The organism is Terriglobus roseus, from assembly GCF_900105625.1.
GTDB classification, from domain to species: Bacteria; Acidobacteriota; Terriglobia; order Terriglobales; family Acidobacteriaceae; genus Terriglobus; species Terriglobus roseus_B.
Window position 1 is genome coordinate 1914473 of the sequence record NZ_FNSD01000001.1, and the last position, 24042, is coordinate 1938514.

Sequence of the window (24042 nt, forward strand, 5' to 3'; positions counted from 1 at the left end):
TCTCCCCGCAAGTCCGATCCAGTCCGGCTACGCTTCGTGACTACAACAGAAACTGGAAGGACGGCGCGCGCCTTGAAACGCGCGTCCTATATGCCCATGAGACGTGAATTTGCCTTGGCTGCCGCTGCCATTGCCGGACTGCTTCTTCCTGTCGCATCGCGGGCGCAGGCCACGGAGACGGCCACCGAGAGGATGCACCTGAACGTCTTCGCCGTGGGATCCTACGACCGTCCTGATTTCGGTCTCTACGTGGGCGCCGGCGGTTTTGCAGTGGGCGGCGGCGTGGGCTTCACCGTGCCCCATCTCCACCGCATTGAGCCATCCATCGATCTCCGTTACAACTACGGCACGAACCAGGCCATGACGCAGACAGCCTTTTCCGGCGGCCTGCGGGTCGCTTACAACGTGGCACGCTTTCATCCCTACGGTGACCTGCTTGTGGGAGCCGGCAACATCCACTTCGTGCAGACCAACCCCGCCTACCCCGACTACACGCACGACAATTCTCTCGTGTACACCTACGGGGGCGGCGTAGACGTGGATGTGACACGAAGCGTCGCCCTGCGCTTCGACCTGCAGGAACAGCACTGGCGCTTCAGCGAGATCAGCCCGTCGTTTTATCCCAAACAGGCCAGCGCGGGCATCCGCTACCAGTTCCACTTCCGCAATCCCCATGGCATGGACTAACAAGCCGCAGCACGCCCGCGAACCCGTGGTCGCGTGTACACTGAATAGGACGCAGGCGGGAACCCCGTGCAGCCCCAACCGGGCAGCGCAGCCTGTGCCAACGAGACGAAAGTCTCCCGGTCGGGACGTGGCTCAGCCTGGTAGAGCGCACCCTTGGGGTGGGTGAGGTCGCTAGTTCGAATCTAGTCGTCCCGACCATTTAAACCTCTTAATCCTCACCACATGAAGCAGGCTGGACCGGCCTCTCGGCTTGTGTCTGCCTGTGACGGTCATGGCAGGAATGAACTTCTTTGCCAACCTGCCGCCCTTCGCGTGGAGCGCAGGCATTGTTCCAGAGGTGGATCTTTCCACTGGCAAGGACAACAACACGCAGTTTTTATCTGCTGCAACTTCTCTTGCAGCACACTGCGCATTCGGTATTTCCAATACATCTCTTGCATGGGAATTTCGACATCTAATGGAGCGCTTATCAGGAGCTCTTGTTAGGGCATGCAGACCCGAGAACGATCCTTTTTAAGACGAGCCGGCGCACGCCTCGGACAGACAGAGAATCTTCAAAGCATTCGAGCATTGGAGTGGACCAACTTCTTCCTGGCTGATGTCCAGGCCGGGCTGGGTCCCTTTGTGGCTGCATACCTGGCCAGCATCGGTTGGCAGGCGGGCGCAGTAGGTCGGGCGTTGACCTTCGGCGGCATCATCACCGTCCTGCTGCAGACGCCTGCCGGCTGGGTGGTGGATCGCGTTGCATGGAAGCGCCTTATCCTCGTCGCAGGCAGCGCTGTCCTTGCCGTAGGTGCTTTGCTGCTGGCCTTCTCCGGCAGGGCCTCCGTCGTGTACACCGCTCAGGGACTTATCGGCCTCGCAGGTCCTTTCCTTGGACCAACCATTGCCGCCATCACTATGGGGCTGGTGGGTATGCGCCTGTTTGACTGTCAGTTCGGACGGAATCAGGGGTTCAATGCTGCCGGAAATCTATTTGCAGCGGCAGTTATCGCGGTCACAAGCCACTTCCTGGGGAACCGCGCGATCTTCTACGCGATCGCCCTTCTCGTTCTGCCAACCATCGTGGCAGCCATGGCGATCCGGCGCGACGATATCGACCAGGAACTTGCGCGGGGCGGATGCGACGACAAGGGGTTTGAGGGCGGAAGCAAGGCTGTCCTGCTGAAGCTTGTAAAGGATCGTGTGCTGCTTGTCTTCCTCGCCTGCGCGTTTCTCTTTCACTTCGCAAACGCGGCGATGCTGCCGCAGCTTGGGGAACTGCTGGCGCATGGTTCGGTGAAGGCCGCCGCACCCTTCATGGGAGCGTGCGTTGCGATCACTCAGATCGTCATGCTGTGCACTGCGGTATCTATCGGCCGCTATGCCAACCAGCACGGACGCAAAAGGCTTCTGCTGCTGGGCTTCGGCGTCCTCCCCATCCGTGCGGTCTTGTATACCGTCTTCCACTCAGTCGCGGCGCTCCTAGCAGTGCAGATACTGGATGGCGTCGCGAACTCCATCTTCGGTGTTGTTTCCATCCTTGTCATCGCTGATCGGACACGCGGTACGGGACGCTTCAATCTGGCACAGGGCGCGCTCGCGACGGCGGTTGGAATGGGGGCTGCGTTGAGTAACGGCTTTGGCGGGATGCTGATGGAAAAGGCCGGCTACCGTATCTCATTTCTCGCGCTGGGTGGCATGGCCTGCCTGGCTTTCTTGCTGCTTTTGTTCACAATTCCCGAGACAGCACAGGGAAAAAGTGAATCCAACCAACCTGCAAAAGGATAAGTACTCGAATGCCCGCACCGATCACCGATTCCCTGCCTTTCTCCGCCTCAGGAACCGTCAGCTGGATCCACCTTGGCGATCTGCACATGACCCGTCCCGGTGAGCAGAATGAGATCGACCTTGGCCGTATCGTCGATGAAATCAACGCTGTCTATGCCAGGGGCGGCATCGACTTTGTTTACCTGCCCGGGGACATTGCAGACGATGGCAGTGTTGTCGCTTATGAAGCAGTGCGGAGACACCTGGACCGTCTGAAAATACCGTGGTGTGGGATTGTTGGCGATCATGACGTGCATGAAAAGAGCTTCGATAACTTCCGTCGCTACATCTCGGAGGAGTTATACGGCCGATTCTCCATCGGCCCGTACTGCTTCCTGCGACTGAACGCCTTCTCATCGCCCAGGCCGGACGCATTCACACTTAGTGAAGAACAACTGCGCTGGCTGGAAGAAGAACTGCGGCAGTGCGACGAGGCCGGCGAGCGTGCAATCCTTCTGCTTCACTGCTATCCCAGTGATCTGAAACAGGGCGGCGAAGAACTGAAGAGGATTTTGCAACGGTACCCCGTGCTGCTGGTGGACATGGGCCACACGCACTACAACGAATTAAGCAACGACGGCCGCGTCCTCTACAGCGCGACTCGTTCGACAGGACAGATCGAGGAAGGGCCCGTTGGTTACTCGGTGACAACGATCGACAAGGATGCGGTGAGCTGGCATTTCGTTGAACTTGGATCTCGTGGTCTGGTCGCCATCACGCAACCGCAGGACGATCGCCTTATGACGCAGCGAAGCGCGACGTCAAAACGGCCCGATGAAGTTCTTGTCTCCGTGAAGACGTGGTCCGATGCAGATGTCCGTGACGTTGTTGTTCAAACCAACAATGTCCGCACGTCGCTTTCCTCGACCGATGGCCTCCTCTGGAGAGGCAAGCTCGACACGCATCATCTTATCGACGGAACCCATGAGTTGATAGCCACGGCGACGACCATCACGAACAAGGAAATCTCCTCTTCCCTTCAATTGCGGATCGGTCCGCATCCTGACCGCACATTCTCTGATGTGGACTACGAGAACGCAATCGGTGAATGGTGTGACCGCGGACTCCTCGGCACGCAGTTGGGCCCTAACAAGAATGGAAAGAAGTGGTAACGGTGTCTCAACCAACAGCGACGATCCTCATCCTCATCATCTCGGCGTTGAGCATCCTGCTGATGCTGATCCGTCCGAAAAACCTGCCGGAAGTCTACTGGGTGGGTGCAGGTGCCACCCTGCTCGTAGTGTTGCGCCTGATACCTGTACGTCTCGCAGGCAAAGCCATCGCAGAAGGCAGCGACGTCTACTTTTTCCTGATCGGCATGATGCTGCTCTCCGCCCTTGCAAGGGACAACGGCGTCTTCGATTGGGTTGCAGCAAGGTCGATCCAGGCAGCGAGAGGATCCTGCGGAAAGCTGTTCGCCATCATCTACGGCGTCGGTACGATCGTGACAATCTGCATGTCGAATGACGCGACTGCGGTTGTCCTGACACCTGCCGTGCTGGCAGCTGTGCGTAAGTCAAAGGCACAGCCTCTTCCGTTTCTCTTTGCCTGCGCCATGATCGCTAACGCCGCATCCTTCGTGCTGCCAATCTCCAACCCGGCGAACCTGGTTGTCTTCCATGAAGGCATGCCACCACTCGGCCGATGGCTTGCCTCGTTCCTGCTGCCGTCTCTGCTTTCCATCGGAGCCACTTTTCTTGTGCTTCGTTGGTACTTTCGCGAAGATGTCTGCTTCGACTTCACGGGTGACAGCGAGACAGTCGAGTTGAAGCCGGAAGGCAGAATGGTGCTGTATGGCCTGGCTCTCGTCGTCGTCGTTCTACTGGTAATGTCGTCCCTGAACAAGGACCTCGGCCTGCCAACCTGCATCGCGGCCCTGTGCGTCACCGCTGCTGTCTGCTTCAGAAACAAGAGCAATCCGCTGCCGCTTGCGAAGGAGATCAGCTGGGCCACGCTTGGGCTCGTCGCTGCGCTCTTTGTCATTGTGGATGCAGTGGAGAACATCGGCGCGCTGCGTGTCATGGAAGCGGCCCTGCATCGCGCCGAGGCAATGGGCCCGTATCTTGGCTCGCTGGTGACATCGTTCGTTGTTGCAGTCGGTAACAACCTTCTCAACAATCTGCCGTTGGGACTGCTCGCCGGCGGAACACTCACGGCGACCCACACCCACGGCCTGATGGCGAATGCCGTACTCATCGGTGTCGATCTTGGACCGAATCTTTCGGTCACCGGATCACTTGCAACGATCCTCTGGCTACTTGCATTGCGTAAGGAAAACATCGAAGTCAGTGCGATGGACTTTTTGAAGGTCGGTGCAATCGCCATGCCCGTCGCACTGGTCGCGAGCATGGCTGGGGTCTTCGCCATGCATGCGATCTTCCCGACACTTTAATTCCCAAGGAGAAACGATGAACGCCTCTTGGATCATTCCCTTCATCATTTTGGGCGGTGCGCTGCAGACCTGTGGCGCCGCCATGAATGGGCAACTGAATAAGTCGCTCGTGAATCCCTATCTGGCCTCCGCTGCTTCGTTCCTCATCATTACGTTCTTCTTCCTCGCGCTGTTCTTCGCGATGCCGCATCCGCTGCCGACCCTGCATGATCTTCGCGAGATGCCGTGGTGGGCGGTCTTTGGCGGACTGGTCGGAGCGGTGCAGGTCTTCGCCGGCCTGACGCTGGTCCAGCGAGTTGGCGCCGGTCCCTTCATGGCACTTACCGTCTCTTCCGCGCTCATTGCATCGCTCGTCGTCGACCACTTCGGATGGTTTCGTATGGCGGTCCACACGGTAACGCCATCGCGTATCGTCGGCGCAATCTTGCTCGTCGGCGGAGTGGTATTGATTTCGAAGAAGTAATAACACGCATGACAGGTCTGAGTGCCGGGCTCAGTGAGTCTGCCCTGAGCCCAGCGCTCTCATACCCATCTCTCAGTGTTGCCTCGATGCTTGCTTCTGGTATGCGAGGTAGAAGCCGGCCGGCACCAGGAAGATCGTAAGCGCCACCGACAATGTCAGCCCCCCGATGAGTGCCTGCGCCAGTGGGGCATACGATTCGCTGCCTTCACCAAGCTTCAGCGCCATGGGCAACAGACCGATCAACGTTGCGAGCGACGTCATCAGGATAGGTCGCAGACGGACTCGGCACGACGTGGTAATCGCCTCGCGCACGCTGTGTCCAAGTCCCAACAAGTGATGCGCAAACTCAACAATAAGAATGCTGTTGGAGAGTGCAATGCCCGCAAGCATGACGACACCCATCAACGACATCACGTTGAGTGTTGTGCCCCACAGCAGCAGTGCCACGATCACACCCGTGATGCCCGGCGGCAGCGCCAGCAGAATGATGAATGGATCGACAAACGAGCGGAACTGCGCAACAAGAATGAGGAAGAGCAGAACGATCGAGAGCGTAAGACCGATGGCGAAGCTGCGGAACGATTCGTTCATCGACTTGACGCTGCCAGTCAGTGCAACGCTGATGCCATGCGGCGGATTGGACTGATCCACAATCGCCTGGATCTGCTTGGTCAGCGTGCCCAGGTCTTCCTCTTGCGGACGCACATAGACATCGAGATTGCGGCGGATCTGCGTGTGATCGAGCTCGGTCGGCGCGTTGAACTGTTCAATCTTTGCGACCATGTCCAGGCGCGTGGGCTGCGTGATGTTCGCACCATGCAACGGAATGGCCTTCAGGTCCTCAATCGACTTCACCTGGCCTTCCTTGTACATCACGGTCAGGAAGTAGTTGTTGCCACTCTTGGGATCAATCCAGATGGAGGGCGCGATCATCTGGTTTGAAGTCAGCGCCGTGATGATGTTGGAGACAACCTCCTTCTCGGTCAGGCCAAGCTGGCTGGCCCGTGTGCGATCGACCGAGATGCGCAGTGAGGGATAGTCGATGTCCTGTGGGATGTAGACATCGGCGACGCCATGCACGCCGCGGATCTTGCTCGCGATCTTCTGTGCGAGTGCATAGTCTGCGTTGACGTCGTTGCCGGTGATGCGCACATCGATAGGAGCAGGAGCGCCCATGTTCAACACGCCGTCGACAAGGCTGCCGGAGGAGTAGAACGTCTGTATCTCCGGAATCTCTTTCGCTATGGCAGCTTTCACTTCATCGATGTAGTGAAAGCTGCTCGCCTTGTGATCTTCACTGAGTGCGACCTGCGTGAAGCCTGTGTGCATGGCGGCATTCGGCGAGAAGAGCGCGGAGAAGCCAGGGTCGACGCCGATGTTCGTGACGACGATGCCGAGATCATGCTTCGACACAACGCGTTTGACGATGGCTTCGATCCTTGTCGCTTCACCTTCCGTTGCCTGCAGGTTGGTACCGGAGGGCGCTTTGAAGCTGATGACAAACTGGCCGGCATCGGTACGCGGGAAGAACGACAGCCCCATGAATGGGGAGAGCAGCAGCGACATAGCAAACAAAGCGCCTGCGGCACCGAGTGTCTGCCAGGGACGGACGAGCACCCACGCGACAGCCCGGTCGTAGCGATGCAGCAGACCATCGAAGCCACGCGTAAAGCCGGCATTGAATCGCGCCCACAGACCGTGGTGCGTGCTGGCCGGGTCGGCAGCTACTGCCAGTTCCTCTTCAGCAGATTCATGGAGAACTTCACCGTGCGGACTCTTGATGAAGCGTGCGCAGAAGAGCGGCACCACGGTGAGCGCAACAAAGTAAGAGGCGAAGAGCGAGATGACAACCGCAAGTGCAAGCGCGGAGAAGAGAAACTTACTGACGCCATAGAGCATCGTCACGGGAAAGAAGACGACCACAGTGGTGAGCGTCCCGGCCAGCACGGGCAGCGCGACTTCCTTGCCGCCGTTCTCGGCAGCAACGACCGGCGACTCCCCTTCTTCCATGTGCCGGAAGATGTTCTCAAGCACGACGACGGAGTTATCGATCAGGCGCGAGAGCGCGAGTGCCAGGCCGCCCAGCACCATGCTGTTGATGGAACTGCCCGTCATCTTCAAGACGAAGAAGGTTGCGAGCAGCGAGAGCGGGATCGAGAAGAAGACCGCAACGGTGGCGCGCATGCTACCCAGAAAGATCAGGATCATCAGGCAGGTAAGGAAGAGGCCAACACCTCCTTCATGCACCAGCGTTGTGATGGCGACCTTCACGAAGCGCGATTGATCGAACTCCACGTCGGTCTTCAAAGAGCTGGGAACGTCCACCAGCGTATTCAGCGTGTCCTTGACGCCGTTCACAATGGCGATGGTGTTGGAGTCGCCGCCCTGCTTGAAGATCGGCAGGTACACACCACGCTGGCCGTTCACGCGGACGATGTTGTACTGCAGGCCGAAGGAGTCCTGCGGCGTTGCGACATCACCCACGCGCACGGGCGACTGGCCCACCATCTTCAGCGGTACCTGCGCGATATCCGCTGCGCCGCCCAGCATGGAGTTGGTATAGATGTTGTAGTCGTAGCGGCCGATCTGCACATCGCCCGCAGGCAGGATCACGTTGGCGTCGTTGACCGCACGCACCACATCCATGGGACTTAGCTGATTCGCCTCAAGCTTGTACGGGTCGGCATACAGCATGATCTGCCGCCAGCGACCACCGAAGGGCTGCGTGACGGAAGCTCCCTGCACGCTTGCAAGCTGGTTGCGGACGAAGTTCTGTCCCACGTCCTTCAAGGTACTTTCGTTCAGTCCAGAGCCACTGAGAGTAACGAGCGCCACCGGCGTGCTCGCGGCATCCTGCTTCAACACGATGGGCGGATAGGTGCCCGGCGGCATGTCACGAAGATCACTGCTGGCAAGCGAAGAGATGCTCGCAGCATCCGCATCGGGATCCGTGCCCGCACGGAAGTAGACCTTGATCAGCGACACACCCGGCAGCGATCGGGACTCCATGTGATCGATGCCGGCGGCCAGTGTGAACTGCCGCTCCAGGTGATAGGTGATGTTGGTTTCAATCTGCTGCGGCGGCATACCGGAGTAGAACGTAGCGACAGCGACCACCGGCAGGTTCACGGGCGGAAACATATCGACAGGCATGCTGCCAACGCTGACCGTGCCAAGGATCATCACGACCAGGCACAGCACCACGATCAGATAGGGGTTGCGGATGGAAAATCCCGACATGCTTTGAGCGTTTCCTCTCTGGGCTGTGGTGCTTAATGACTTATTGCGGACTCGTAGGCAGCCGGCTGCGGATCGACCTTCTGTCCGTCGGACATACCGGTATGGCGACCCACGATGACCTTGTCGCCGGTGTTGAGGCCGGAGAGGATCTCGACGCGATTCGCCGTCTGCAGGCCCACCTTCACGGTCACCTGGTGGATCACGCCATCGCGTACCGTGTAGGCCTGCTGCACGCTCGTGCCAAGGCCGTCCACTGCATCCAGCGGAACGCTAAGGGCCGCAGGTCGATTTGCAAGATGCAGATGCACCTCGGCATACATGCCGGGCACCAGAGAGCCATCGGGATTGGGCACGTCGACTTCAGTGTTCATGGTGCGCGTTGCCATCTGGATGGAGTCGGCGGTGCGCGAGACCTTGCCCTGCAACGTGCGATGCAGGCTGCTTACCTCGACGTCCACAGTCTGTCCGTCCCGCACGTCGGAGACGGCGTTAACGGGGATCGGCAATGTCAGACGCAGCCGGTCGTTCTGCGCCAGTGTGACCACAGGCATGGCCTGTGTCTGCGACGATGTTCCGGCCTGGATCATGGATCCGGTATTCGCGAAGCGCTTGGTGACAACGCCAGTAAACGGCGCACGGATCGTGGCGTACTGCATCATCGTGACGGTGCGTGCATACTCCGATTCGGCCTGCAACTTCTGCTGCTCCGCGGCCCTCAGCGATGAGTTTGCACTGGCGAGTTGGGCCGATGCTTCCAGCTGCTTGGACTGCGCGACATCGATCTCCTGCCGTGGCACCAGTCCCTGGTCGCGAGCGGCCACGTCCTTGATGCGCTGGAACGACAGCGACGCAATGTTGGCTCCAGCTTGAGCCCGTTGAATCGCGGCCTGGGCGGTGATCACGTTGGCCTCAGCGGCGGCAACGCCTGCCTTGGCCTTCGCGACGTCGTCCTGAATCTCAGGCACTTCCAACGTGGCGAGCACAGCGTTCTGCTGCACGTGGCTCCCAATGTCAACGTTGATGGCCTTCACATAGCCAGCCACCTTTGCCATCACGTCCACTTCCTGAAAGGGACGAAACTCCGCAGAGAGCACGAGATTGTTTTCGAGGCTGGCGGCTTCGGCCGTTGCCACGGGCACCGTGACCACCGGAGCCGCAGTTGGTGCCGGTGCTTTGCAGCCCTGCAGTGCCGCGAGACCAGCGATCGCACTTGCGGTGAATACCTTCTTGATTGCAACCAAAGCCCGCTCCCCTTTAGTTCAAAAGTCCAGCTGCAAAGTCGAGCTCTGCGCGTCGTGACAGATAGGTGTAAGTTGCAGCCGCTGAAGTAATCTCTGCGGACGTCTCGTTGAGCTGTGCTTCGTTCAACTCCACAATGCTGCCAAGGCCCGCGTCGTACCGGTCCTGTGCCAGGCGCAGCGCTTCCTTGCTCTGCGCTACGAGACGGGCGGTGACGCCCAGGCTCCGATAGGCCTCGTCGGCCCGATACCACGCGTCGCGAACCTGCTCGTTCACCTGCAGTTGCACCTGCTCGACATCGCGCTGACGTGCGGTGGCTTCGAGTTCTGCCTCGGCACGTCGTGCGGCAAACAGGTTGCCGTTGAAGACGGGAATGTTCAGGTTGAAACCCGCGGCAGCGTAATTGTCATGCAGGGTGTGATCGTGGAACGGAATCTGACCAGCCGCGCCCAGCACGTTGAGTGACGGATAGCTAAGCCGCTTCTCTGCAAGAGCAACTTCATGCGCGGCCTGTTGCGATGCCTGCGCCGCACTTAGATCCGCACGCTGCGCCTGAGCCTGTTGCTGCAACGCATCGGGAGCGGGCGGCAGCGGGTCAGCGAGGGATGCCGGCTCCGTCAGAGTTTCGGTGACAGGCTTCGCTTGCCCCATAGCGGTCGCCAGTCGCGATCGATCCTGCGCGACCGCGCTCTGCGCCTGCACGACGGCGAGGTCGGCTTCGCTCTCCAGCACATTCGCGAAGTTCACATCCAGTGTCGAGCGCAACTCGCTCTGCGCCAGCGCGGATAACTGCCGCGAGATGAGATGGCGGTTCGCCTGCGCAGCTTGCGCTGCTCGCAGCACGGCCTCAGCACCCAGCGCGCCGAAGTAAGCTTCGCGCACGTTCAGACGAACCTGCGCCTTCGTCAGCGTTGCCATGTCAGCCTGTGCTGCAGACTGAAACTTCGCGCTGCCAATCAGGGCGTTCGTGCGACCGAAGTCCGTTACCAACTGCGTGAGATTGCCACCATACGCAAATCGATCGGAGACTGCGGACGTGGTGACATTGCCGGCAGCGGTTGAGGTACCGGTGTCTGCAACCAGTGCTCCCGTTGCGTTGAAGTTCACCGTTGGCAACAGGCCCGACCTTGCCTGACGGATACGTTGTGAGGAGGCGCGGGCGCGCAGTTGCGCGGCGAGTAACTGCGGCTGGCGGGCGATAGCGGTCGCCTCTGCCTGGTCCAGTGTCAAAGCGGGCGCAGCCGTCTGCGCGTTCGCTCGAACGGCCGCTGCCAGCAGAAAGACAGCGATGCGGGAAGCGTGGGCGCTCGCCATTAACGGCTGGCCTGCTGCACGGGCAAAACCTCCAGCAGCGCCGTGGAATGCTTCGGTACTTCCGCCGCACGCCGTGCCGAGACAAAGGTCAGCGTGGAGGGCTGCGCCGCCGATCCCGTTTCCACAGCTCGCATACCGGTAAAGCCGTACACACCGCAGGCTGACGCCGAGTAGATCCCCATGGAGACTTCCGTCGATCCACCATCGCAACGTCCGCTCGCGATCAGGTGAGCATAGACACCGTCGCGACGGCTGTAAGCCACAACATCTCCATCTTTGTTCTCGATTCCTTCCTGCGAGGCGTACATCTGATCGCCGCCCACAAGGGTCCGCGTGCTGCGCGAATCCAGGTCATTCGATACCGGTGCGTACGCGTTGATGCTCGTGATGGAATCAGCAATCGCGCGGACCGTCACATGCAACGGAAGGGAGAGTGAACCGCTCTGTACGCTGTCAAAGCGAATTGAGAGCCGCGATGCTGCCTGCTTTGCATAAGGCGTCTTGTCGAAGGTGTAACCCGATACTTCAACAACGTGGCCCGTAACGCGTGCGCCGGAAGGAAGCACGGCACCGCTGGAGAGCTTAACCTGTTGGAAGGTCTTTGCCTCTACCAAGTCACCGGCCTTTGCGTGGCTTGCATCGACCGAATGCGTGAAGGTGATGGGCAAGGTAGTCGATGCGTCCAACCAGGGACTCTGAGCAGAAATAGCCAGCGGAGAAAGCAGCAGTAACGAGAAAGCGAGGGTGCGGGACATAATGACCTCCGGGTCAGGACAGCGCCTGCTAGCCCGAAGTTGACCACCTGTTCGCCTTACACTCCCTTACAAGAATCTGACAAGAGAAGAAGGCCGCTTGTACCCTGCGGTGCTGTACGGAATCATAGGTAGGGATAGGGGAAACACGCATGGTGCAGGCTCGCTCGAAAATTCTGGTGGTTGAGGACGATCGAAAACTCTCCTCCGCACTGGTGTCGGGCATTGAGGCCGCCGGTTATGAGGTAAGCGCTGCCGCCTCTGCCGAAGAGGGTTTCTTCCTTCTGCACCGGCTGCAACCGGACCTGCTGCTGCTGGACCTGACCCTTCCCAATCGCAATGGCTTGGAAGTACTGCAACAGATTCGACAGGAAGGCCTCGATGTTCGGGTGCTAATCCTTACCTCGCACAACACCATTGATGACCGTGTTGCGGGCCTGAAGACGGGTGCCGATGACTATATGGGCAAGCCGTTTTCCTTCCCGGAGTTAATCGCTCGCATCGAAGCACTGTTACGCCGCGTGCTGCCGCCGCCTCCTCCGCAGAAGTTAGTCATTGGAGATCTTGCGCTGGATGTCCGCACTAGAACCGCCACACGCAGCGACACAAGACTGGAACTTACTGCGCGTGAATTTGACCTATTGCTTTATCTGGCAGAGAGCAACGGCAGGACCGTTTCGCGCGAGATGCTGGCACGCGATGTCTGGCAGGAGACTTCGCGATACACGCCACTCGACAACGTGATTGACGTCCAGATGGCCCGCCTTCGCCGCAAGATAGACGATCCCTTTCCCGTCAAATTGCTGCAGACAGTGCGCGGTATCGGGTTCAGCCTGAGGGAGCCCTAAGTGCGCGTCGCCCGCCCCGCAAGCATCCGTGCGCGCCTCACCGCCTGGTATGTCGGCGTGCTGGCGGCAATGCTGCTGGTCTATGCGGTCATCGTCTTCGTCTTTCAGTACGCCACGCTTACCAACCAGATCTTTCATGATGAAGTGCAGGACATTGTGACGGTCGAAGGTCTTCTCTACTTTGACGCGCACGGCACGCTGGAACTACGGCAGGACTACTACTCGCGACCGCAGTCCCACCTTCTGATCGATCGCATGATGGAAGTGCGTGATCTTTCAGGGAACACGCTGTATCGCAGCCCAACGCTGCGCGGGCAATCACTGGGCGGACCGAATCAACCGAACGAAGGCGATGCCGGCTTCAACGAACACATCACCCACCTTGCCGATGGCAATTACGTTTTTGTCATCAGCCACGTGCACGGTATGAATGGACGTGTGGTGCTTATCCGTCTGGGCTATAGCCTGGCGCCGCTTCGTGATCGCATGGAACAGTTTCTCCTCCTGCTGCTGATCGCGTTTTCGCTGGTGCTTGCAGTCGCCGCAATGGCCGGCCAATTCATCGCAAAACGGGCGCTCCTACCGCTGGAGCAGATGAGCACAAGAGCTGCAAGCATCACGGCACTTAACCTGAGTGACCGCCTGGTGATTCAGAATGCGAACGATGAACTGGGCCACATGGGCCTGGTCTTCAATCACCTGCTCGAGCGGTTGGAACAGTCGTTCCAGCAGCTTCAGCGGTTCACTGCAGATGCAGCGCACGAGTTGCGAACACCCCTCGCGTCCTTGCGCGCGGTTGGTGAGGTCGCGCTCCAAAAAGAAGAGGACATCGAGAGCTATCGCGAAGCGCTAAGCAGCATCCTGGAAGAAACCAATCGGCTGAACGAAACCGTGGACAGTCTGCTCCTGCTCGCTCGTACCGAAGCCAATCTTGGTACGGAGGATGCAGAGGTCTTCGCCATTGGCGAGCCAGTCTACGAGATCCTCAACCTGCTGGGCGTACTACTGGAAGACCGGCAAATCTCTGTGCGGACCGATGGAGAAGATGAAAGCCGGATAAGAATACGAGCGAAGCGAGGGCTGCTTCGCGTGGCGCTGATGAATGTCATTCACAACGCGCTCAAATTCTCACCCGATGCTTCGACTCTGACGATCTCCTACCAGCCACTCGCAGCTCCGGAGGCCAGAATGCGGCTCACCGTGGAAGACCAAGGCCCCGGCATAGCACCAGGTGAACACGAACAGATCTTCGAGCGCTTTTTCCGTGGGCACCAGCAGCCTCAAGAAGGCACCGGGGGCACCGGTCTGGGTCTCGCCATCGCACGGCTCATCATCGAACGCAGTGGTGGCACCATCCACTTCGATGAAACGGCAAAAGACGGCGCACGCTGCATCATCGAACTGCCCACTTACATCGATTGACGCAGTCTCAAGAGGCTATCTCGGTCAAGATCGTCGAAGCAGCTTGGGACAGTCTTGGAATCGGGCAGGCCTGACTTCTTCCTACGACATAAATCGCAACAAAGCTACGGCGAATAGATCCTCACGCTCGATACGGCGTTATCGGCACCGATCCGCGACACGAAGATCTTAAAACCCTCTCGCTACAAACAACAGGAAGCACTTTGTAGGCGGCGGTGCTTTGATCAGCAAAAGACAACCCCACCTGTGGTGGGGTTGTCTTTTGCCAAAGCTACTGACTAGAAAACGTACTTCGCTGATAGCTGCATTTGACGGGCTTGTGACCGAGCAGACGTAATCTGTCCGAAGGCCGCAGACTGGGTGTTGTTTGTCGGATTACCAAGTGAGGTGATGTTGAAGACGTTCGCCGCGTCGGCACGGAAGCTAACATGCTGGCTTTCGGTGATGCTGAAGTCTTTGTAGACCGAAGCATCCGCGGACTGGTAGCCCGGAGCGCGCTCCGAGTCCACCCGAGCCGTGCCAAAGGTTCCGTTGAGCGGCTGACCATAAGCGCAAACGCCGTTGTCATAGCCATGCGATGTTGCGGGAGAGTTCGATGGGGTGCAAGGAACCGCGGACGCGTCTGTACCAAACCAGTTATTTGCGGTACGGTTCGTGTGCGTAATGGCACGGTAGTAGTTCGCCCGTTCCGAGTTGTTTTTCGTGAAGCTGACAAGACTGGCGCCCATGTTCACCGGGAAGCCCGTATAAACGATTGCTGACATCGCGACGTGCCACCCGCCTACAACCTCGTCGAAGGCGCGATTCATGTTTGCGCCGAGCATCCGACCACGACCAAATGGCAAAGCGTAGTTCATGTGTCCGTTGATATTGTGCCGCACGTCCTGGGCAGTCGGGCCGTACTCTGCATGATTGTCGTAATAATTCTGAGCATAAGCCGACTGACCGTTAATGCCCTGCGCACCGAAGAAGCCAGTGCTATTGGTCAGGGCCTTCGCCCAGGTGTAGTTCGCCGTCAGCTCTAGTCCTTTGCTTAGACGCTGGCGGTAAGTCGCCTGCAGGCTGTTGTAGTTCTCCATCGCATTCGAGTTGGTGAACACAACGGAACCTGTCTGGCCCACCAGGTTCACATACGGCGCCGGACAGGCAGTAGCAAGCGCGGCGTTGTTTGGATCGGTTGCCACGCCATTGATGTAGCAGGGTGCCGCGAGTGCATTGCCTGCGCCGGCCGTTACGAGATGCTGACCCGTCTCACCGAGGTAACCGACGGTCAAAGACGCCGTTTTGCTGACCTGATACTCGGCCGTCAGACTAAACTCCTGAAGGAACATGGGCTTGATCTTCTGGTCCCAGGCGCGAATGGTCGTGGTGCAGGGCGTGGTGCTCGTTGTGATGTCGCAGGACGTGTTGCTTGTTCCGAAGCCTTGGGACGTGGTGTACGGTGTTCCGGCGCTTGTCGCCGTAGGCACAGCTGCGGCTGCTGTGAAGCCGTTCTGGAACGGGTAGTTGAAGTTCAGACGGAGATTCGCGCCGGTGCCTTCGAAGAAGGTTGTGATTCCGTAGCCGCCGCGCAGCACGGTTTTCGGAGTGACGTTCCAGGCGAATCCTAAACGCGGCATGAAGTTAGTCCACACACCGTCGTAAAGTGCGCGACTGTTCCCGTTCACGCCGGCCAGTAAGACTTTCTTGGTCGCAACATTGATATTGGCTTGCTTGTTGTTGACCTCCAGAATTGGCTGGTCGTACTCCCAACGCAGTCCCAGGTTGAGTGTCAAATTAGGAGATGCTTTCCAGTCATCTTGGATGAAGGCCGAATTGCGGAACTGACGCTGGCCAGCGAGACCAGTAACACCACCGATGGCACGCTGATAGATGCGGTTCAGGTTGAAGTCAGCAAGTGAGAAGCCACCTGACGTACCGGCCTGCGCTGTGAACTGACCGCTGTAGTCAAAGTGGCCCAGGGCACCGTCGTTGCCGGGATAGAAGGTGTTCTGCTGATAGCGCAGAATCTGTACGCCACCCTTGATAGTATGCCGGGCAAGCTGGTAGGTAAGCGTGTCGGTGTAGCTGAAGGTGTTATCGATGTAAGTCGTACCGGTCGACAGGTTACCCAGGTTGGTGAGTCCGCCCGTGTTGTTGCCGGTAAAGGATTGCTGCGTAAAGCCGTTCTGGGGCTGCGGGATGCTGCCGAGGCCGACGATGGAATTGCCATTCATGCCGAAGTGACCGGTCGGGTCACTGGTATTCGCGCCAAGTACCACAACTCGCGAAAATCCCATGTTGTAGTCATTGATCAGGCGCGGCGAGAACTGATGCACTTCATCAAACGAGAAGCTCTGGAAGGGCAAAACGGTAGAGCCAGGAAATGTAATGCCCAAAACCGGCGTGGTGTAATCGCCAGCCAGCGCATGCGAATAGCTGCCAGAAAAGTTATCCCGTTGAGACAGTGTGTAGTTCACCTTGATGTCGAACTGATCGTCATAACGGTTTGTCTTCGTGGGTGCCTGGTAGTTGTTCTGCGTGATCAGGCCGCCCGGAGTGGGTGCATGATTCGGCAGAGGGTAGTACTCAGGATGCGCATAGAGATATTGCGCTACCGGATTGGTCGCCGCGCCAAGCTGGTTGTTAACGTAGGCGGGCTGTCCCGCCACCTGCGTGTTGTACAGCTGGATCGTCTTGCCGCCGTTGAGAGAAGGGGCAAGCAATTCGCTGAAATCGCCAGCACGCATCTTTTGCGTCGCTACGGAACCCAAGCCGACGCCCGCCGAATGGTAACGCCGTCCTTCATAGTCGACGAAAAAGAACAGCTTGTCCTTGATGATGCGTCCGCCGAACGTGCCACCGAAGATCGTCTGAGTGTAGGGCGTGATCGGCACAAACGATGCCGCGGAAGCCTGGTGCTTGTTCGCGTAGGTATTTGCGTCCATGTTGTAGTTCGACAGGTTCATGAAAGCGCTGCCGTGAAATGCGTTTGTACCGCTCTTCAGCAGCGTGATGATGTCACCACCGCCAACGTTTCCGAACTCTGCATTTGCGTTCGCAGAGATTACGCGAACCTGCCCAATCGCATCCGCACTCGGGTTGTAGCCGAGCTGGTTGTTGATCGTCTCGTTGATGTCGATGCCTTCCAGCAGGAAGTTATTCGCTTCCTGGCGGTTGCCGTTCTGCGAGGCAAGTGTGCCATTACCATTACGCTCAATAGCCGCGGCGCTGCCGGTAAACGAAGCCGGCGAGCCTGTTACCGCACCGGGCACGTAGAGTGTCAACTCTGTAAAATTGCGGCCCACAAGGGGCATGTTCTGGATTGCATTTGTATCGAGCGTCGATCCCAGGGTGGCATTCTCCGTGTTCAGGAGAGGAGCCACATCGCTGCTTACCTGAATGTTGGTGTTGCTGCCTTCGACTCCAAGCTTGGAGTCGAGCTTGGCTTCCTGACCGGTCTCAAGTGTGAAGGGTCCAAGCGTCTGCGTTGCAAACCCGGCGGATTCCACTGTGAGCTTGTAGTCGCCGACCTGCAGGTTACGGATGACGTACACACCATCTTTGGTGGTTGTCTGCGTAATGGACACATTTGTGCCAACGTTCGTCGCAGTGACCTTTGCGTTGGGGATCACTGCGCCTGATGCGTCGGTCACAGTGCCATTTACGCCAGCAGTGATTGTTTGAGCTCCGGCATTACAGCTATACACCGCAGCTAACGCCAAGGTTGACGCCAAGATATGTTTTTTACGCACGGATCCTCCAGAGACGCATTCGTATACGCCCTTCAGGTCGCGCCCTCGGGGTCGTTAGGTTGTAAATGTTTTTGTGAGCATAGCGCAGATTTAACGCAAAGGCGACATTTCTTTCGTGAGTTCGTTCCACAGGAGAAATACAACTTTCATCAAAGGATCGATCTCGCTACGCACATCCTGACTGAAGCAGGTTGGGCTAAGCTATGTAACTTATCGGCGGGTGAGTGTTTGTCTCAGCCTTTCCGTGGTTGATGGATCGTCATTCTCGAAACTCCAGTGGGCCAATCGAGCACGCACCTATCCCGCCAGGAAGGCATTGCGACCGAAGAGTGCCGGGTTCGGGGGCTGAAGCAGCCGAAATCGAAGCCGGACACAGCGCGAAAACGGAACCGCAAGACTACCACCGCTAGGCGTAGGGGTTCCAGCGTGCTAGTTTTACGGCTTCGGATGGTCTTGTCGGAGCAAGTGCGAAGCCCTAGTGCGGAGATACACGGAGAAGGCGGGCTTCACGGTTCCGTCGTCGAGACGTAAGAGCTCGTCCGTATAGAACGTCATCGTCAGTTGCTCTGAGGTAAGTGTCTTGTGCGCAGCTACCATTTTAGGGTGACCATTCCTTTGGAACCTGAGGAAGGACAAACGTCCGCCCGTTGCTAGCAACGGCAAGCAGACGAATGGTCGGAGACATCTGTTGCCACGTGATAAGTGTTGACAGGTCCCGTCGACAGCCCGTCGCATTTGGCAACGTAAAACGTTTTCTTGTTTGTTGACAGAGCCATGGCCCTGGGCGGCATCTGCATGAAGGAAGCACGCGAGTGCCACCCCACTGCCGAGGCGTCCCGTAGGTACGGATACTATCGTCAACGGTCACGAACGCGATTCGCTTGTCTGCTGCTTGGGCGAAGCTGGCGAAACCGGCTATTCCACTTAAGCGACAGCCGTCCCCATTAGCTCCGGAAAGCTCCGTCGGCTGACCAGCGACTTAGGCATCTCTTCAGCTGTTTGGTAGAAAAATTTGCTGATCCCAACCCCTTCGCGCTCTACACGAAGGGTGTCGGGATCAGCTTGCTGCCAACGCAATCCCGGATAGGGCGCGGAAGAGTTAGACCTTTCGTGCCTTGCTGAAGACTTCCGTCAGACGATCGGCGATGAGCTTATCTTCCCCTTGCTTCAACTGCCACAGGGCAAATCCGAACACCTGCGGATCGCCTTCGTCGTGGCGGGGGTGAGTGGGCACGTCGGATTTCGCCTTCTGAACGGCCGATCCCGGCCTTGGCTCACCAGCTTTGCGGCCGCGCATGCCGCTTGCATCTGCGCCAAAGGTGCCGATGCCAACCGGGCGTGTGTCCGCCAGAGCCTGCAGCACGTCGTGTCCGGTCATGTTGAGCTTCTTTGGATCCACATGCCACGAGTAAGTCGGCGTCACGTTTCCAAGGGCATCCGGATTGTATTGGCGCGGCAGGGCAGTTACGCCAAAGGGAGCGACCGCGCGGGAGATGGTCTCGGCGCGCTCGTCGTACATGCGAAGCGTCGCGTTCTCATCCTGATTCACAAAGAGTTCCAGCGCCTTAAGGAAACCAAAGATCGTCTCCTTACCCACCTTGCAGCAACGGCCAATGCGATCTTCCTGCGGGCTCATGTTCAACAGGCACCAACGGATGAGTTCTTCCTTGCCGATGAGCATGCCGCTGGCCTGCGGTCCGCAGATGTCTTTACCACCGGAGAATGTCGTGAGATCGAAACCCACTGCCGGGTACTCCCAAAGGCGGCGTACCGGCGGGACGTCGGCACTTGCATCGTTGAAGGTATACAGACCATGCGCGCGGGCGATCTCTACCGTCTCCGGGCCGCTTACCTTACCGTGATCGGACAAGATGTTAGTGAAGTGGATGGCGACGGTCTTCGGATTGATGGCCGCGATCATCTCTTCGCGCGTGACTACCTCGACCAGCTTTGCACCGGTCTGTCGAATCTGGTGATCGAAGGCGTAGCGATGGGACTTTTGAATAATGACTTCATTACGCGGGAAGTTTGAGGTGTCGGGCACAGAGACCAGGCGGTCTTCCAGATCTTCCGTCATGAATGCGGAGTAGCCCACGACCAGCGCCGCTGCGGCGCCGCCTGTCACCAGACCCGTGCAGCCTTCAGGCGATTTGCAGAGCTTTGCGATGAACTTGCCCGCAGCCTTCTCCAGCTCATCGATCAGGATGAAATGCTCGTTACCGCGGCGGATGAGTTCCATCACCTCAGGCTTCATCACCGAGCCACCAATCACCGTGACGGTGCCGTTGATGTTTACAAGCGGCGTCACGCCGAGTTCGGCGTAAATATCACCCGTTGACCCCAGGCCCGAAGTGATGGGAACGATTGGACTTCCGTCAACGCCAGAGGCCTTGGGCCCCTTGGCACCGGCCATGCTCGCCTCAGCACTCGGTACGATTGCGTTGCCACTCAGTGCGGCAAGCGCAGAAAGAAACGTGCGACGGCTCCAGCCAGTGTTCCAGCTCATAAGAAGGTTTCCTTTCGAGGTAGCCACCAGTGTCACCGCTGGTGGTCAAGATGTTCTAAGACCAGAGACCTAGTTGCGTACAGAACTTTCCGTCGCGCTATGGAAGGGCGACAGGCTCTCCGTAGATGGTCAGCAACGGATGCGCGAGCACGGCGCGCACCTCATACTGTTCGCCCGCGGTGGGCTGAAACTGAGCGGTGTAAGAGCCCGGCTTCGACGTTGGCTGCATGGCCAGGTGCTGCCATCCGTGCAAACGCGATTGCGTGTCCTCACCCGTGATGATTCGATAGTCGAAGCCAAACTGGGCGCCGGGCGCATCTGCGGCATCCTTCCATTCTCCGCGAAGCGTGACCGTGTTGCCGGAACGCGTCGGTGCCAGGGTCCGGACCGTTGGCGGGGTAAACGCTTCCGCGACATCGGTAAGACGGATCACCGAAGGATAGGGCCATTCGTCGCTATCCCGCAGGCGCTGGGCACGCATCACGCGGATGTGCAGACCGTCGGCCTCCTGGTGGAAGCTGCTCTTTGGATCGAGTCCCGGCCGATACTCCACCAGTTTGTCGTTCTGCCCTAGAAGGTTGACCGTAGTCTTGGGGGTCGCGCGGACTGTCTTCAGAAGGAACTCGCGGACTGTCCCGCGCTTCCATTGCGCGGTGTTCGCTTCGCCCTGCGCGATCACGTAGAGCGCATGGTGATCCTTGGACTGCGTAAACCAGAGATCGCCTTCGTTCGTCACGACCCAGGGACGCGTTGCATAGATCGCGTCCGAGTTGATGAACATCCAGGAACCGAGTGTACGGATGCGATCTTCCTGTTCCTTCGGCAACGAACCGTCTGCTTCAAGGCCGATGTTCAGCAGCAGGTTGCCACCGCGTGCGCGCGTCTGGATCAGGATGTTCAGGAGATCCTGCACGGATTTGAACTTCTCATCGGAGGGCTGAAAGCCCCACGAACTGCCGATGGTCATGTTGGCTTCCCAGGCGCCCGGGAGTGGGGCACCCGGAACGTTCTGCTCCGGTGTTTCGATGGCGCCGCGGGTCACGACCGTATCGGGCTGCAGTTTCCATGCGATCTCCCGCAGACCCTTGGCTTCTCCGTCGAAGAAGACGACCGAGACCGGGCCGTAGCCCTTCATCAACTCCGTCATCTGCGCCTGATCCAGGGCGAGCAAACCGGGATTCGCGCTTGGCTGCACCTCCGGCACCAGTCGCTGGATCTGCTTGCCGTTCTCATGCAGCCAGCGAAAGTCGTCCGGCGAGAAGTAGACGCCGGTCGCCAGCCCCTGCTCACGGAACGCCGTAAACAGTTGCTGTGTGATGTCCTTGCCGTAGGGCGTGTGCGCAACGCTGAATGGCTCCGTCTTCGTGTTCCACATGGCGAAGCCGCTGTGATGCTTCGTGGTGAAGACCATGTAGCGAAAGCCTGCGAGAGAGGCAAGACGGGCAAGTGCGTCCGGTTCCAGGTGCGTCGGATCGAAGGTCTTCGGCAGATCGCGATAGTAACGATCCACATATTCGTCGCTGGCACCCGCAAGCGAATGACTGATGATGGTGCCGAGTTGTGAGTCCGCACTCCAGTGGAGGAACAGACCTAAGCCCTGATCGCGAAACCACTCCAACCGGTCGGGCTTGTTACCAGGCTGCGTGGCGCTCTGGGCTCTCGCGCACCCGGGGAGCGCGAGAGCGCACAGCAGGAGAGAAGAACACCAGGCACGGCCGAACAAACCTGCTCCTAGAATCTTTGCCATGGTCAAGCGCCGATGCTCATGCTGTTATGAAAGACATTATGCGGGTCGTACCTGTGCTTCACCTTCTTCAGAAAAGGATACAGGTCACCCGTTCCGTAATAGAGTTGCGGCCAGAAGTCGTACCGGGCCATATCGACATCCGGATAGTTGATATAGCAGCCCTCGTAATTCGCGCCCTCGAAAGGTGTGCCGGCATGCTTCCCCTGTACATTGGCCGAATAAATATCGGTGTACATCTCGTCGAAGTACTTCAACCGAGCTGCATCTTCCTCCGGCTTCTGCCAGTACATCTGGAACTGTAGCTTCATGACGGAACTACGCTGCGGAACGGAAGTCTCATGGGCCAGGTGCCGCTGATTAGCCGCACCACCGTAAGAATCCACGGCTATGACGCACCCCGTGTTGACGTCGGGGATGTCCCGCGTCAGCCAGGCGTACATGCGCTTTAGCTCGGCCGTGGTGAAGTTCTGCTTCATGTAGCAGGATTTGTACTTGCCGCGCGTGGTGCCATACCCCCCACTGCCACCACTCCCACGCCCCACGGTCGCTTCGATCCAGGGCGTCGTGCTGAAGCGATGCTTGCCTTCGACACACGGCGACACCTGGAAGCGGCTGACCGGTGCGTGCGCGCTTGTCTGCGGATCGCTGTCCGAGGACGCGTCGCCGCACTTAAGAAACAGATCGAGGAACTCCGTTGGAACGCTAAGATCGTTTTTCCCATCCATGTCGTGCCAGTTCATGCCGATGCCGATACGGCCGTTCGGTCCCTTGTGCGAGAGGCCCATCATGGCGAACATGGGCCATGTGTCCTTTTCTTGTCCACGTGTCGCCATGTAGTTGCCATAGGTTTGCGCGATGTGGATGAACTGCTCCTCTGTCATGGTGTCCCACGGAAAGGACACGCCTCCGCTGGTCAGCTGCTTTGGAGCGGCCGGCAGTTTGTCGAAGTAGAAGTTCGTAATGATGCCGAAGTTTGCGCCACCCGCGCCACGAATCGCACGGAAGAGATCGGGATGGTGGTGCCGGTCCACCCGCTGCGCAACGACCTTGCCACTCGCATCGACGGTGAGAACATCTGCCGCCGTCAGAAAGTCCACGGTGAGTCCCTGCTGCCGTGTGAGCAGCCCGTAGCCGCCTCCGCTGATATGTCCACCTGCGCCGACGGTATAGCAGCTCCCCAGGGGCAAATTCAGGCCGGCCTGCTCGAACAGTGCACTGTAAATCTCTCCGAGAACAGCTCCCGGACCGACCTGGTAGCCGCCGCCCGGAGCCGCCGATATCTGACTGAGCTTGCGAACGTCAATCAGAACGCCGTTTGGATTGTTAACGACAAAGTCCTCGTAGCAGTGGGCTCCGGCACGCACCGTGGGGCGCAGCCCCGCAGCAACGGCTCGTCGCAGCGCGTCGGCAACGTCCTCCGCGGTTTCGCACAGCTCGACACGCGCAACGGCTTCGGCGTCCGTGTAAGGAAAGCGCGCATTCCTGCCCCGAGAAAGCGCCGGGTAGAGGGAATCGTTTCGGGTAACGGTCTCAATCAAATTCTGCCCTGCAGACGAGAACACGCCGTCACTGCACTGCGGTAAGCCACAGTGCGGCATGTCGCTCGGTGAAAGTTAGCAACTTGCGCTTAGGAGCATTATCCCGGTCTGATGGCCGGAAGTCATTCGGACAAAAGTCCTATTCCGATGGAAGGCGTCACTTGTCAGGCATGCCAGCCAGAAGCGAAGCGTTCGCACCGTCACTGACTTCCTGCTTTCTAGGGCCGAACTTCTAAAGCACGAAGATGAACCGATCAACCCGTTCGCCGCTAGCTATCTCAAACGCAGCCATCGTCGGCCGTGATCGCGAAGATTGCCAAATCGCTGAGTGCTCATCAACTGGAAGCGAGT

Annotated in this window: 16 protein-coding genes and 1 tRNA gene; 9 read left to right on the forward strand and 8 right to left on the reverse strand. The window is 58.5% G+C overall.

What is annotated here, in order from left to right; genetic code table 11:
• Positions 1–96 precede the first annotated feature (96 nt).
• From BLW03_RS07815 to BLW03_RS07840, 7 genes are all read left to right on the forward strand, one after another.
• Positions 97–687: an outer membrane protein gene (locus BLW03_RS07815; protein WP_212733159.1), complete on the forward strand. Its 591-nt coding sequence runs from the start codon at positions 97–99 to the stop codon at positions 685–687.
• Between the two features lie 121 nt (positions 688–808).
• Positions 809–885, forward strand: a tRNA-Pro gene (locus BLW03_RS07820).
• Between the two features lie 73 nt (positions 886–958).
• Positions 959–1204 carry a hypothetical protein gene (locus BLW03_RS20370; protein ID WP_170834986.1) on the forward strand — a complete coding sequence of 82 codons (246 nt, stop codon included), beginning with the start codon at positions 959–961 and terminating at the stop codon, positions 1202–1204.
• Complete coding sequence (locus BLW03_RS07825; RefSeq protein WP_074653183.1) at positions 1177–2457, forward strand: MFS transporter; 1281 nt, start codon at positions 1177–1179, stop codon at positions 2455–2457. Before BLW03_RS20370 ends, BLW03_RS07825 begins: the two co-directional genes overlap by 28 nt.
• 8 nt (positions 2458–2465) lie before the next feature.
• On the forward strand, positions 2466–3608 hold the full coding sequence (locus BLW03_RS07830) for a metallophosphoesterase family protein (protein ID WP_074653185.1): 1143 nt from the start codon (positions 2466–2468) through the stop codon (positions 3606–3608).
• Positions 3609–3610: 2 nt separating this feature from the next.
• Positions 3611–4888, forward strand: a complete 1278-nt coding sequence (locus BLW03_RS07835) for an ArsB/NhaD family transporter (RefSeq protein WP_244502005.1) — start codon at positions 3611–3613, stop codon at positions 4886–4888.
• Between the two features lie 16 nt (positions 4889–4904).
• The gene (locus tag BLW03_RS07840) at positions 4905–5351 is read left to right on the forward strand and encodes a DMT family transporter (protein ID WP_074653188.1); all 447 of its coding nucleotides are present in this window, start codon (positions 4905–4907) and stop codon (positions 5349–5351) included.
• A gap of 72 nt (positions 5352–5423) precedes the next feature.
• Here the strand turns inward: BLW03_RS07840 and BLW03_RS07845 are convergent, their stop codons facing one another.
• From BLW03_RS07845 to BLW03_RS07860, 4 genes are read right to left on the reverse strand one after another with little or no spacing between them, the layout of a single operon-like run.
• Positions 5424–8591, reverse strand: a complete 3168-nt coding sequence (locus tag BLW03_RS07845) for an efflux RND transporter permease subunit (protein WP_074653189.1) — start codon at positions 8589–8591, stop codon at positions 5424–5426.
• Between the two features lie 32 nt (positions 8592–8623).
• Positions 8624–9832: an efflux RND transporter periplasmic adaptor subunit gene (locus BLW03_RS07850; RefSeq protein WP_074653191.1), complete on the reverse strand. Its 1209-nt coding sequence runs from the start codon at positions 9830–9832 to the stop codon at positions 8624–8626.
• Positions 9833–9845: 13 nt separating this feature from the next.
• Entirely contained in the window at positions 9846–11144 is a 1299-nt protein-coding gene (locus tag BLW03_RS07855; RefSeq protein WP_074653192.1) for a TolC family protein, read from the reverse strand.
• Positions 11144–11899: a hypothetical protein gene (locus BLW03_RS07860; RefSeq protein ID WP_074653193.1), complete on the reverse strand. Its 756-nt coding sequence runs from the start codon at positions 11897–11899 to the stop codon at positions 11144–11146. The genes BLW03_RS07855 and BLW03_RS07860 overlap by 1 nt, the downstream gene beginning before the upstream one ends.
• A 149-nt stretch (positions 11900–12048) precedes the next feature.
• On the opposite strand from BLW03_RS07860, the gene BLW03_RS07865 reads away from it, so the two are divergent.
• A complete protein-coding gene (locus tag BLW03_RS07865; RefSeq protein WP_074653195.1) occupies positions 12049–12744 on the forward strand; it encodes a response regulator transcription factor in 696 nt (231 codons plus the stop codon).
• A complete protein-coding gene (locus tag BLW03_RS07870; RefSeq protein ID WP_074653197.1) occupies positions 12745–14166 on the forward strand; it encodes an ATP-binding protein in 1422 nt (473 codons plus the stop codon).
• A 278-nt stretch (positions 14167–14444) separates the two neighbouring features.
• Here BLW03_RS07870 and BLW03_RS07875 read toward each other — a convergent pair whose 3' ends face one another.
• The 4 genes from BLW03_RS07875 to BLW03_RS07890 form a co-directional block, all read right to left on the reverse strand.
• Positions 14445–17801, reverse strand: a complete 3357-nt coding sequence (locus tag BLW03_RS07875; protein ID WP_244502006.1) for a TonB-dependent receptor — start codon at positions 17799–17801, stop codon at positions 14445–14447.
• A 1198-nt stretch (positions 17802–18999) separates the two neighbouring features.
• The gene (locus BLW03_RS07880; RefSeq protein WP_074653200.1) at positions 19000–20406 is read right to left on the reverse strand and encodes an L-seryl-tRNA selenium transferase; all 1407 of its coding nucleotides are present in this window, start codon (positions 20404–20406) and stop codon (positions 19000–19002) included.
• Positions 20407–20503: 97 nt separating this feature from the next.
• Positions 20504–22153 carry an alpha-L-fucosidase gene (locus BLW03_RS07885; protein ID WP_244502007.1) on the reverse strand — a complete coding sequence of 550 codons (1650 nt, stop codon included), beginning with the start codon at positions 22151–22153 and terminating at the stop codon, positions 20504–20506.
• 2 nt (positions 22154–22155) lie between these two features.
• Positions 22156–23691 (reverse strand): FAD-binding oxidoreductase, encoded by a 1536-nt coding sequence (locus tag BLW03_RS07890; RefSeq protein ID WP_074653202.1) that lies wholly within the window; start codon positions 23689–23691, stop codon positions 22156–22158.
• Between the last annotated feature and the right edge of the window lie 351 nt (positions 23692–24042).

Coding starts and splice junctions, on each gene's coding strand:
- BLW03_RS07825 (WP_074653183.1), top strand. CDS start 1,177: ATGCAGACCCGAGAACGATCCTTTTTAAGACGAGCCGGCGCACGCCTC.
- BLW03_RS07855 (WP_074653192.1), bottom strand. CDS start 11,144: ATGGCGAGCGCCCACGCTTCCCGCATCGCTGTCTTTCTGCTGGCAGCG.
- BLW03_RS07840 (WP_074653188.1), top strand. CDS start 4,905: ATGAACGCCTCTTGGATCATTCCCTTCATCATTTTGGGCGGTGCGCTG.
- BLW03_RS07860 (WP_074653193.1), bottom strand. CDS start 11,899: ATGTCCCGCACCCTCGCTTTCTCGTTACTGCTGCTTTCTCCGCTGGCT.
- BLW03_RS07885 (WP_244502007.1), bottom strand. CDS start 22,153: ATGGCAAAGATTCTAGGAGCAGGTTTGTTCGGCCGTGCCTGGTGTTCT.
- BLW03_RS07815 (WP_212733159.1), top strand. CDS start 97: ATGAGACGTGAATTTGCCTTGGCTGCCGCTGCCATTGCCGGACTGCTT.
- BLW03_RS07880 (WP_074653200.1), bottom strand. CDS start 20,406: ATGAGCTGGAACACTGGCTGGAGCCGTCGCACGTTTCTTTCTGCGCTT.
- BLW03_RS07865 (WP_074653195.1), top strand. CDS start 12,049: ATGGTGCAGGCTCGCTCGAAAATTCTGGTGGTTGAGGACGATCGAAAA.
- BLW03_RS07830 (WP_074653185.1), top strand. CDS start 2,466: ATGCCCGCACCGATCACCGATTCCCTGCCTTTCTCCGCCTCAGGAACC.
- BLW03_RS07845 (WP_074653189.1), bottom strand. CDS start 8,591: ATGTCGGGATTTTCCATCCGCAACCCCTATCTGATCGTGGTGCTGTGC.
- BLW03_RS20370 (WP_170834986.1), top strand. CDS start 959: ATGGCAGGAATGAACTTCTTTGCCAACCTGCCGCCCTTCGCGTGGAGC.